Annotated in this window: 11 protein-coding genes; 7 read left to right on the forward strand and 4 right to left on the reverse strand. The window is 68.5% G+C overall.

The annotated features are described in order from the left end of the window. Positions 1-256: 256 nt before the first annotated feature. From nrfH to N2652_04745, 4 genes are read left to right on the forward strand one after another with little or no spacing between them, the layout of a single operon-like run. The gene (gene nrfH / locus N2652_04730) at positions 257-688 is read left to right on the forward strand and encodes a cytochrome c nitrite reductase small subunit (protein ID MCX7818501.1); all 432 of its coding nucleotides are present in this window, start codon (positions 257-259) and stop codon (positions 686-688) included. Positions 689-698: 10 nt separating this feature from the next. Next, a complete protein-coding gene (locus N2652_04735) occupies positions 699-2,099 on the forward strand; it encodes an ammonia-forming cytochrome c nitrite reductase subunit c552 (GenBank protein MCX7818502.1) in 1,401 nt (466 codons plus the stop codon). Further along, the gene (locus N2652_04740) at positions 2,096-2,443 is read left to right on the forward strand and encodes a hypothetical protein (protein MCX7818503.1); all 348 of its coding nucleotides are present in this window, start codon (positions 2,096-2,098) and stop codon (positions 2,441-2,443) included. Before N2652_04735 ends, N2652_04740 begins: the two co-directional genes overlap by 4 nt. Further along, positions 2,440-3,417 (forward strand): hypothetical protein, encoded by a 978-nt coding sequence (locus N2652_04745; GenBank protein MCX7818504.1) that lies wholly within the window; start codon positions 2,440-2,442, stop codon positions 3,415-3,417. The genes N2652_04740 and N2652_04745 overlap by 4 nt, the downstream gene beginning before the upstream one ends. Positions 3,418-3,652: 235 nt before the next feature. Here the strand turns inward: N2652_04745 and N2652_04750 are convergent, their stop codons facing one another. From N2652_04750 to N2652_04765, 4 genes are read right to left on the reverse strand one after another with little or no spacing between them, the layout of a single operon-like run. After that, a complete protein-coding gene (locus N2652_04750) occupies positions 3,653-5,812 on the reverse strand; it encodes a carboxy terminal-processing peptidase (protein ID MCX7818505.1) in 2,160 nt (719 codons plus the stop codon). Positions 5,813-5,843: 31 nt separating this feature from the next. Continuing rightward, complete coding sequence (locus N2652_04755) at positions 5,844-6,962, reverse strand: hypothetical protein (protein MCX7818506.1); 1,119 nt, start codon at positions 6,960-6,962, stop codon at positions 5,844-5,846. A gap of 13 nt (positions 6,963-6,975) precedes the next feature. After that, complete coding sequence (locus N2652_04760; GenBank protein MCX7818507.1) at positions 6,976-7,590, reverse strand: LysM peptidoglycan-binding domain-containing protein; 615 nt, start codon at positions 7,588-7,590, stop codon at positions 6,976-6,978. 31 nt (positions 7,591-7,621) lie between these two features. Continuing rightward, positions 7,622-8,671: a uroporphyrinogen decarboxylase gene (locus N2652_04765; GenBank protein ID MCX7818508.1), complete on the reverse strand. Its 1,050-nt coding sequence runs from the start codon at positions 8,669-8,671 to the stop codon at positions 7,622-7,624. Positions 8,672-8,741: 70 nt separating this feature from the next. Here N2652_04765 and N2652_04770 point away from each other — a divergent pair, with 70 nt between their 5' ends. The 3 genes from N2652_04770 (at position 8,742) to N2652_04780 (ending at position 11,505) form a co-directional block, all read left to right on the forward strand. After that, positions 8,742-9,266 (forward strand): adenylate cyclase, encoded by a 525-nt coding sequence (locus N2652_04770; protein ID MCX7818509.1) that lies wholly within the window; start codon positions 8,742-8,744, stop codon positions 9,264-9,266. 127 nt (positions 9,267-9,393) lie between these two features. Next, positions 9,394-10,467, forward strand: coding sequence for a 3-isopropylmalate dehydrogenase (locus N2652_04775; protein MCX7818510.1), 1,074 nt, complete (start codon positions 9,394-9,396; stop codon positions 10,465-10,467). A gap of 24 nt (positions 10,468-10,491) precedes the next feature. Continuing rightward, positions 10,492-11,505 (forward strand): aspartate-semialdehyde dehydrogenase, encoded by a 1,014-nt coding sequence (locus tag N2652_04780; protein MCX7818511.1) that lies wholly within the window; start codon positions 10,492-10,494, stop codon positions 11,503-11,505. Positions 11,506-11,536: the final 31 nt, after the last annotated feature.

Below are 11,536 nucleotides of genomic sequence, written 5' to 3' on the forward strand. Positions count from 1 at the left end.
GGAATACTGGTACACCCTGCGCCGTAGTTCAACCGGGAGGGGAGCGGGACGCCGCGGACCCCTGCGATGCCGAATGTTCGCGCACGGCATCCGGACGATTCGGCGGCGATCCGCTCGCGTCAGTGGCGGCACTTGAAAGAGTTGAACTCTACCGCTCGCGCAGAGTAGGCTTTCGGCGGTGGATCCGTCCGTGACCGGTCCTGCGACCACCCCGAAGCGCAAAGCCTCGACACGAGGGTGGTGGAGATCGCCAGCAGTGGCTCTCGGTCTTGGCGTTTTCAGCGGTGTAGGCGGTTACACGTTTTGGTATGCGGAAGGCATTTCGTACTTTAGCAATGACCCCCGAGCCTGCGTGAACTGCCACATTATGCGCGACCAATTCGAATCGTGGCTGCGGGGCAGCCATCATGCAGTGGCGACCTGCAACGACTGCCACCTGCCGGACCGCGCGGTCGAAAAGTGGTTGGCAAAGGCGCGGAACGGTTGGAACCACTCGGTCGCGTTCACGCTCGGCAATTTTCCCGAGCCGATTCGCATCAGACCGGCGAACCTTCGGGCACTGCAGCACAACTGCATACGGTGCCACCGTGACATGGCCGGCCCGGTCGCGGGGCACGTGGACGTCGAACTTGGCTCCGCCCGCTGCACCGACTGTCACCGCTCGGCGGGGCACTTCGAACTCGACTAGGAGATCCCCGATGCGCACCTCCACCCCTGCGGTTCTGCTCACCGTCGCGCTCACCGCCGCGGCGACCGCGGCCGTGACGGCGCTGCTCATCAACATTCACCACCGGAAGCTTGAGGCGCGACAGACGGTCCTCCGGCTGGTCGAGCTGGACGACAGCACACTCGATGCGGCGGTCTGGGGGCGGAATTTCCCCCGCGAGTACGACGGCTGGCGCCGCACCGCCGACACCAATCGCACCCGCTACGGCGGCAGTGAGGCGTTTTCGCATCTCGAGGCGCATCCCCTGCTGCGCACGATCTTTGCCGGCTATCCGTTCGGTGTGGACTACCGGGAGGACCGCGGGCACATGTACTCGCTGGCCGACCAGAAACTGAGCGAGCGGACACGGCAGTTCCGGCAGCCCGGCGCCTGTCTCCACTGCCACGCCGGCGGCATGGCGCACGTCTACCGGCAGCAGGGGGGCGGTGACCTTTTTGTCGGTTTCACCAACGTCTGCCGAATGCCGCTGACGCAGGCGTGGGAGCTCGTCTCCCACCCCGTCACCTGCGTTGACTGCCACGATCCGAGGACGATGGCACTGCGCGTGCAGCACCCCGCGTTCCTGCAGGGGATTGCGGTACTCGCCGCGTCCGATGCGGAGGTGCCCTCCGCCCCCAGCATCGCACGGTGGCGCGCGGCCGGCCGCAAGGGCGTTTACGACCCGAACCGCGAAGCCTCGCGGCAGGAGATGCGCTCGATGGTCTGCGCACAGTGCCACGTGGAGTACTACTTCAAGGGTGACGGTCGGCTGGTGACCTTCCCCTGGCATGACGGCTTGAAGGCCGAGCAGATCGAGGCCTACTACGACCGCGTCGGCCATGTCGACTGGGTGCACGCGGTGAGCACCGCGACGGTTCTGAAAGCCCAGCACCCTGAGTTCGAAATGTGGAATCAAGGGGTGCACGCGCGTGCGGGTGTGGCCTGCGCGGACTGTCACATGCCCTATCTCCGTGACGGCGCGATGAAGGTCACCGATCACCACGTGCGTAGTCCGATGCTGCACGTCCGCCGCGCCTGTCTGCCCTGTCACCCGGTGGATGAGGCCGAGATGGCCGCGCGCGTCGACATCATCCAGGGACGCACCAAAGCACTGATGGACCGCGCGATGGAAGCAGTCGCGGCCCTGATCCGTGACCTCGGGGAGGCGTCCACGGCCCCACAGCCTCCTCCCGCCATCGCCGACGCCCGCCGGCACCAGCGTTCGGCGCAATGGCGACTGGACTTTGTGAATGCGGAGAATTCGATGGGGTTTCACGCGCCCCAGGAAGCCGCCCGAATTCTCGCCGAGGCGATTGATTTGGCGCGCCAGGGGCAGATATTGTTACGCGGTGGTATCGGCAACGCGAGGGCCGGTACTCGAGAAGAACCGTGAAACGCGCGCCACACTTGATCGGTACGCTGGGCGCGGCGCTGATTTCGCTCGGCTGCGAAGCGGTGGACGAGGGAGGTAGTGAGCGGCTGGTCTCCCGCGAGGTCCTTCAGGACGGGTCCGTCCGCTCTGTGTACGAGGAGCCCGCGGTGACCGCGGCCGGCGCCCCGGCGGTGCGCCGCACAACGGTCGTTGAACCCCCCGCGGGAGAGCCGACGACGAATATCGTGGTGACGCCGGTGTCGGGTATCGTCAGCGGCGAGCCAACGAACACTCCACCCTCCACCGCGATGCCGACGCTGCCGGGCCTTCCGCCGGGCGCCACACCGTTGCCGCCGGCGCCGTGAGCGCCGGAGCGCATGTCCGGCGTCATCGCTTCGCGCTCAAGTTGGCGGTGACGATCCCGGCGCTGGTGCGGGCCGAGCCTCTGCCGGCGATGCTCGCGACGCTCGCACACGATGAGCTCCGCGAAATCTCGGGGCTGGCGGCCTCGCGACGTCGGCCAGATGTGATCTGGGCGATCAACGACAGCGGCAACCCGCCGATGCTGTATGCGGCCGGCACCAACGGCAGCGTGCTCGCCCGCATCGAGGTGGCCCCCGCCCGTAATGACGACTGGGAAGACCTCGCGGCGTTCCGACACGACGGTCACCCCTGGCTGCTCATCGCCGACTGTGGCGACAACCTCGGCCAGCGCCCGCACATTACCCTCTGGACGGTACCGGAACCGCACTGCGGCCCCGGCGCCGCAACGGTCGCGGTGACACCCGCGCTTGAACTGCAGGTCCGGTTCCCGGATGGCCCGCGCGACGTGGAGGCCGTCGCGGTGGACGAGGCGACAGCCGAGGTGTTGTTGCTCAGCAAACGCGATGTACCGCCCCGCCTCTACACAGTGCCGCTGCCGGCCGGCCCGTGGACTGGCCAGATTGCGGTGGCCACCGCACGGCCGCTCGCGAAACTGCAAACCTGGCCAGGGCCGGCCGGCGTGCTCGAACACGGCGTGACCGGCCTGCTCGGCGCGCAGCCCACCGCGATGGACTTTGATCCCGTCCACCGCCGGTTGCTGATCCTGACCTACACAGACGCGTGGCTCTGGACTGCACCCCAAAACGAGGACTGGTCATCGATCTGCACGGCTGTCTGGCGGCGCGTGTCGCTGCCGGACCCCCGCAGCGGCTGGTTGCGCCGTCGGGAGGCGATCGCGTGGACGACCGATGGCGATGCCGCATTGCTCACCACGGAGGGTCGCAATCCACCGCTGGTGCGGCTGGAGTTTCCATCGGACGAGATTCGGGCGGCCGCCTCGCGAGACCCGCGCTGACGCGCCGCTGTTGTCCGCACGCGTCACACCCCACTGGCCAATGAAGATCGCCGCCTGCGGAACCCGCCTCCCGCCGTCGGGTGATTCGAGCAACGGCGTACAGGTCCGCGGTACTTGCCGCGCAGACCGGCAGTGGACGCAACCCATCGCAGTGCCACAGGTGGCGCGAACCGCCCGCGACGAACGATCCCGGCGAAGCGCTCGGGTGCGGGTTGCGGGAGCCCGCCGGCACAGATCAGGGTGCGCGAGCCACCGGTTCTGCGGACCGGCTGACTTCGCGCCAGCGCGCAATGTCCAGCAGTACCTGGAGGGCTTCCTGCAGCACGAGGTCGGCCGCATCATCCGACTCTTCGCTGCCGGCACGACTCGCGGCCCGCTGCGCCTCGTCCAACTCCCGGTCCGCGCGCGCGGTCGCCAGCCGTTCCGCCAAGTTCAGCGAGATCTCCGCCGTGTTCATCCGCCGCTGGAACCGCGCAATCAGCTCCGCGCGCACCTGGAAAGCGGGGGACTCGGCCCGGCGGCGCTCGGAGCGCTCACGGAGCACATCGAGCGGCGGGACCATGTCGAGCAGCACCGCATAGTAGGCGGGATCGACCACCGACCAGGGGAGGGCGTGGGGCAAGAACTCCTCGCCGATTTCCATCGCATCGAGGAAGGAGGGCAGAACAATGTCCGGCGCAACCCCCCGCATCTGCGTCGACCCCCCCGCGATGCGGTAGAACGCGGCGGTGGTGACCTTGAGCGAACCGAGCGCGGAATTGCGGTTGTCCAGCGGCAGCAAGGTCTGCACCGTGCCCTTCCCGTGCGTCTTGCGGTCGCCAATGATCACTGCGCGGCCGTAGTCCTGAAGCGCGGCGGCGACGATCTCCGAGGCCGACGCACTGGACCGGTTCACGAGCACCACTAGCGGTCCGCCGTAGACCAGCTCGGGATCGGGATCGCTGAGCACCTGCACGCCGCGTGCATCGCGCACCTGCACGATCGGGCCGCCGCGAATGAAAAGGCCGGCGATTTCGATCGCATCGGGGAGGGAGCCGCCGCCGTTGTTGCGCAGGTCCAGCGCGATGCCCTGCACCTCCTGCCGCATGAGGTCCTGCAGGCGGTTCCGCACATCGGTCGCGGACCGTCGCGCCTCGCCGCCGCGCGCTTTGAAATCGGCATAGAACTCCGGCAGGGAAATCACGCCGAATCGGTACCGGCGGCCGCCGGGCCCTTCGACCTCGCGCACCCGGCTTTTCGCGGCCTGCTCCTCAAGCTTCACCTCGTCGCGCACCAGCGTAATGCGACGCTCCGTCGCACCCGACACGTCGGAAGCGGGCCAGTAGACCAGCGTGACCCGCGTGCCCTTCTCGCCGCGAATCAGTCGTACGACCTTGTAGAGCGGCCAGTGCAGCACATCCACCGGCTCCTCGTCGCCCTGGCCCACCGCAATGATGCGGTCCCCCACCTGCAACCGGCCATCGCGCTCCGCGGGGCCGCCGGGAATCAGTCGCTCAATCTTCGCGGCGCCGTCCTCGCTGCTGAGCTGCGCGCCGATGCCAACCAGCGACAGCCGCATCGAAATATCGAAGTCTTCAGTGCGGGCGGCCGTCATGTACTCAGAGTGCGGGTCGAAGGCCTGAGAAAATGCGGACAGGAAGCGATCGATCAACGATTCCTCGTCGCTGTCCTCGAGCACGGTGCGAAACTGCCGGTACCGCCGGCGGATGAACTCCTCCGGTGTGAGGTGGGGATCGCGCCGGTCACCCTCGACATCCGCGAGGTCGGGCTCCACCTTGCGGGTGTTGCCGGCCGCGGCGGCGGTTGCATTGGTCGCCGCGCCGTTCGTCACGCCGGATCGCGCCAGCTCGACCGCGACCAGCCGCGAGATGTACTCGTTCGTCACCTTCCGCCGCCATAGCTCGTTCCACTCGTTCGTATCGGCCGCCCGCGGCGCATCGCGGCGGCGCCAGACGTAGCTATCCCGGTTGGAGGTCACAATGCCCTGGTCCAGCAGGCGGTTCACGAACTCAATGCGATCCCGCATCCGCGCCATAAATCGTTCGTGCACGCGAAACGCGAAAGAGAGGTCGCCGGCGCGAAGCATGTCGTCCAGCTGCGCGACGTCGCGGCGGAACTCGTCCACGTCCGAGGCCATCAGCCAGGTGCGGTCAAAGTCGAGCGAATCCACGAACAGCTCGAACGCGCGCGCGGCGATGGTGTCATCGAGCTCGATGCGCTGGAGGTGCGTGCGAGGCAGCAGCGCGGCCAACACGCGCGCCGCTTTGCGGCCGGTCGCGACAATGTCCTCCGAACTGCCGGGCGGTGCGGCGGGCTGCGCGCCGGCGAACGCGGCGGACAGCAGCACCACCACGATGCTCATGCGCCGATGGAGGAGGCGTCCAGTGAAGTTCATCGTGCACTCCTGAGGTTCGAACCGCGGGGACTCATCGCCAGAGTCTGAGCCGGCCGGTGCCGCCGGCCGGGGGTTCCGCCGCCGGCGTCGTCGCCTCGGGCGCAGCGCCGGTGGCATGCGCGGATTCCGGCGTGGGTGGGACCGAATCGCGCAACCGAATGTACCGGTCGTTCAGCTCCCGGTACGAGCGGACCAGTTCGAGGTGCGCGCGTTCGAGCTCACTCAGCCGCCGCTGGACCTGTTCGGCGAGCTCGCGCTCGCGGCGGCTGCGTTCCGCAGCGGTCGCGAGCGCGGCCTCGTGCTCCGCGCGCAGCGCGGCCAGCTCCTCGTGGAGGCGGCGCTCACCCTCCCCCTTCGCGTTGAGCTGCGCCGCGAGCACATCGTAGTTGCGCACCAGCTCGTGGTAGGCCTCGACGATTTGCGCGTCCGGACGGCCCGCCCGGGCGGCGCGGTCGAGCTCTGCGGCCAGCTCCTCAACCCGGCGCCGCAGCTCCTCGCGTTCCGCGTCGAACGCCAGCCGGTCCTGCTCTGCGGCGCGCGAGAGTTCCTCGACGCGTGCGGTCTGCTCCTCCAGGCGCGCGAGGGTTCGCTCGTAGAGCCCCTTCCATTTCAGCGCCTCCTGTTCCCAGCGATCGCGTTCGAGCGCAAGCGCTCGCCAGCCGACCGTGCGTTCGGGCTCGCCTGCCCCTTCCGTCGCCGCCGCGGGCTGGGGCGCCGGCGCCACGGCGTCTGTCGGTGGCGACTCCGCCGTCACCAGATCGGAGATCCGCTGCGTGTCCCCTTTGTGCACCGGCTCAGCCGCTGAGGGGGGCGCCGCCTCGACGCCCGAGTCGCCCAGCACGATGCGTTCCCCGCTGGTTGCATGCCGCAGCCGCACTGGCGAGGCAAGCGAGCCCTCCGCCACCAGCTCTTCGATCGCCGCACGGTGCGCCGGCCCGTACTCCAGACCGTCCGGCAGCTCGACGAACCACACCATTTCGAGCGACGCGATCTCGAAGGGCGGTACCCAGTTCACCTGGTCGGCCGAAACGTAGTCTTCTGGTGCCACGCGGCCATCCCGGGCCCACTGCTGCAATGTCTCCTCCGCGACGGGCCCGTACACCGCGCCACTCTCTTTGCGGAGAAACCACATCGGGGAGGTGGCATTCACCAGCGGCGCATCCTCAGCGCTCCGGAATGAAGAGTTTCTGGCCCGCACGCAGCTTCGAAGGGTCCGCTATGTTGTTTTCCTGAGCAATCACCGCGGCACTCACGCCGTAGGCCGCAGCAATCGCGGACAGCGTTTCGCCCGGCTGCACGACATGTTCATAGCCGCTCGTCGGGCCCGGCGTGCGCCGTGCGGGCGAACGGCTGCTGGCCGCTGCGGGCGCGGCGCCTCCCATCGCGCGGCGGATCGCCTCCGCCATCCGTTTGCTGAGCTCGTCAACGATCGCCTGCCGGTCCTGCTCGCGCGCTGCGTCCAGCCGCGCCAGTCGCGTCTCCAGCTCCTGCAGCTTCGGCTGGAGAAGCCGCGCGCCGCCGTCCGCAGAGGCGGCGAGGGCGCGCCGCAGCGCCTCCACCTCGCCCGCAAGACGCTGCGCCTCCATCTCGACGCCTTCGACGCGACCCTGAACGGTGCGAATCTGCTCCTGCAACAGGCGCAAGTCCTCCTGATGCCGAAGCTGCATCGCCGCGATGTCATCGGGGTGCGTGTACGTCACACATCCTGCGGCGACCGCCAGCGCACCCGCCGCGACGACGCGCCAGCATCGGACGCAAAAAAAGTCGGGTTCGCTCATCCGGTCAACCGTATCGAACCCGCAGCCCTTTTCAAGCCGTCCCGGCGACGCCGGCGGCCTCGATCACGGCGCGAAGGTTGGCCAGCGGCGTGCCGGGCGAAACACCACCACCGGCGGAGAGCACCCACGGCGCCAGCTCCGACCAGCGGTCCAGCAGCGAATGGACCGCGGCGCGACACTCCTCCGGAGCCCCGCGAACCAGCAGTTCCACCGGTGGCAGGTTGCCCATCAGCACGATGTCCGGACCCACTCGCGCACGGGCGTCGGCCGGGTCGACCTCGTGCGAAAAGTTGAACACATCCACGCCGCAGTCGCGCAGGCCGTAGTAGACCTCGGGGTTCGGGGTGTCGTTGTGAAAAAGGTGGATCAGGTCCGGGAACGCGCGGAACACCTGCCGCAGAAAAGGGAACGCAAATGTCTCCGCATCCGCCGGTCCCAGCATGCCGACGAGGTCATCGAGCACCAGCACGCCGACAGGCCGGTCCATGCGGGCGAGCTGGGCGCGGAGCCACGCGATACACAGCGCGGTCGTGCGCGCGAGCAGGTCGCGCACCGCATCGGGCTCGGTCTGCGTCGCCAGCAAGAGCTCCGTGATGCCGAGCAGATGGCCGGCCACCGCCAGCGGACCGCGGGCCGCCGCAATGCGGGGCGGAAAGCCGGCGGCGGTCATCGCGGGCAGCCGCTGCTCATACATCGCCAAGATCACCGGCATCAGGCCGTCGGATTCGGGGTCGGGCGGATCAACGCGGCGGAGCGCCTCGAGGCCGGCCGGATGCGGCAGCACGTTGGGTGGTTCACATCGATTCCAGCGGACCGGCGCGCCGAAACCGGAGGGCTCCGCCGCCATCCCCAGCTCGATCCATCCGCCCGGGATCAGCACGGAGCCGTCCAGCTCGCACTGCGCACGCTCATAGGCGCGCATCCAGACGGTCGCGTCGAAAAAGAAATCGAGCGTGTCGGCACCGATCCAACCGGGCAGCCAGGGGGAATCGACAATCCACGCAACCAGCCGCGCATCGCGGTCGCGACCGCGCACGGTCTGAACGAACCGGTCAATCGCTTCGGCCTGGGTCACCGCCATCGTCGCACGTCCGCCGCGCCAACGATCAAGCGAGCTTGCCCGTCACCCGCCCAGGCGTCAATCTGATCGCATGCCGGTGGAGATCGAGCGCAAGTTTGTGGCCCGGCCGACGGCGGTACCGATGCGCGCTCGGCCGCTGCGGATCCGACAGGTCTACCTGTGGCTGAAGAGTGGCGGAATTGCGCGCGTACGAATGGCCGGCGGTCGGGCATGGCTGGCCGTGAAGCGAGACCGGCGGGGACCGGCGCGAACGGAGATCGAAGCGGAGATTCCGGTGGAGCTGGGCCGCGAGCTGCTCGGACTGGCGGCGGCGAGCGCACCGGTAGTGAAGCGACGCTACCGCCGCCGCTATCGCGGCCGCCAGTGGGAGGTGGATGTGTTCGAGGGTGCCAACCGTGGTCTCATCCTCGCGGAAGTGGAACTTCGGCGCGCGTCGGACGCCGTCGCGCTGCCGCCATGGGTCGTGCGCGAGGTGACGTTGGATCCCCGATTCGCCAACGTCTCGCTGGCCGTGCGCCCCTTTGGCCAGTGGCCGGCCGCGGAGCGGCGGGCGGTGCTGGGGGATGCCGTCACCCGCCCTCCGCCCCCCGGGTGATGAGTCCACCGTAGCGCCGGCCGACCGCGACCGCCCGACGCCGGTCGACCGCGTTGAAATCGGCCGGCCGGCCGGTAGAATACTCCGCCTTTGCGCGCCGGCGCGCGCGGTTAAACACGAGGCGAACATGAGTCGGACCTACAAGGTGGCGGTGATCGGCGGAGACGGCACGGGGCCGGAGGTCGTGCGCGAGGCGGTGAAGGTGCTGCGGGCGGCCGCGAAACGCTTCGCGTTTGGGCTGGACCTCCGCGATTACGATCTGGGCGGCGACCGCTATCTTCGCACGGGCGAGCTGGTGCCCGACTCCGTCCTTGACGAGCTGCGCCGCAGCGACGCGATTCTGCTGGGCGCGATCGGCCACCCCGACGTGAAACCTGGAATCCTCGAGAAGGGCATCCTGCTGCGCCTGCGATTCGAGTTGGACCAGTACATCAACCTCCGACCGGTGAAGCTGTACCCGGGCGTCGAGTGCCCCCTGAAGGACAAGGGGCCGGAGCACATCGACTACGTGGTCGTGCGCGAAAACACCGGCGACCTGTACTGCGGCGCCGGCGGGTTCAGCCTGCGCGGCACACCCCACGAGGTGGCAATCCAGACCAGCATCTACACGCGGTTTCAAGTGGACCGCTGTCTGCGGTACGCGTTCGAGCTCGCGCGCCGGCGGCCGCGCAAGACGCTGGCGCTGTGCGGGAAGACGAACGTGCTGACCTACGTGTACGACCTGTGGGAGCGGGCGTTCCACGAGATGGGCGCCCGGGAGTTCCCCGACATCAAACGCGAGTACTACCACGTGGACGCGACCTGCATGTGGATGGTGAAAAACCCCGAGTGGTTCGACGTCATCGTCACCGGCAACATGTTCGGCGACATCATCACCGACCTGGCTGCGATCACGCAGGGCGGTATGGGGATTGCGGCCGGCGGTAACATCAATCCCGAAGGCGTCAGCATGTTCGAACCGATCGGCGGTTCCGCGCCGAAGTACACCGGCAAGAACGTGATCAATCCGCTCGCGGCGATCTGCGCGGCGGGGATGATGCTGCGCCATCTCGGCGAAGAACCGGCCGCAGACGGCATCGAACGCGCGGTGATGTACGTGACCGGGCACAAGCTGAAGAGTCTGGCCGCCGGCCGGATGGGCTACACGACCACGGAGGTGGGCGACATGGTCGCCGCTCACGTCGCGTCCGGAGGCACCTGATCGAACAACCACAAGGAGACGCCCATGCGAGCCTACGATGTGGTGGTGGTGGGCATCGGCGCGGTCGGCGCCGAAATGGTACGGCTGTTGCGCGCGCGAAAGTTCCCGGTGCGCTCGCTGAAGGTGCTCGCCCGGCGGCCCCGGACCGAGATCATTGACGGCGAACCGGTCGAGGTGCGCGCCGCGGAGCCCGCCGAGTTCGACGGCGCACAGTTCGCCTTTTTCGCTGGCACCGAAGGCGAAAAAGGCGCGTCGCAGACGCTCGGCTGGGAAGCGGTTCGTCGCGGTGTGATCGTGATCGACAACGGCGATGACTTTCGGATGGACCCGCGGGTTCCGCTGGTGATTCCGGAGATCAATCCGGAAGCGCTCGATGCGCACCAGGGGTTCATCGCGAACCCGAACTGCAGCACGATCATTGCGCTGATGCCGCTGGCGCCGCTGCACCGCGCCGCGCGACTGCGGCGGTTCGTCGCCTGTACGTACCAGGCGGTCTCGGGGACCGGCAGCGCCGCGATCCGCGAACTCGAGGAGCAGGCGCGCGCGTGGGCGGAGGGCCGCTCCACCGCGCCGCAAGTGTACCCGCACCGCATTGCGTTCAACCTGCTGCCCTCGGTGGGCTCGTTCAAGGACGACTCGGGCGAGAGCACCGAAGAGCAGAAAATGCGGCGCGAAACCCACAAGATCCTGGGCGATTCCTCGATCCGCATCTCGACCACCTGCGTTCGCGTGCCGGTGTTCAACGGCCACAGCATCGCGGTCCACGCGGAGTTCGAACGCCCGATCGAACCGTCCGAGGCGCGGGCGCTGCTGGAGAGAGCGCCGGGCGTGCGCGTGGTCGACGACCCGGCGAAAGCCGAGTATCCGATGCCGGTGGCCGCGTCGGGCCAGTACGACGTGCTGGTGGGGCGCATCCGACGCGACCCGAGCACCGACCATGGCCTGGCGATGTGGTGCAGCGGCGACAACATCTGGAAAGGCGCCGCACAAAACGCGATCCAGATCGCAGAGGAGATGATCCGGCGAGGACTGGTCTGAACCGACCGCGTCGGCCCGATTCCGGCGGCCG

The sequence above is a fragment of the Kiritimatiellia bacterium genome (assembly GCA_026417735.1).
In the GTDB taxonomy this organism is placed as follows: Bacteria; Verrucomicrobiota; Kiritimatiellia; order PWTM01; family PWTM01; genus CAACVY01.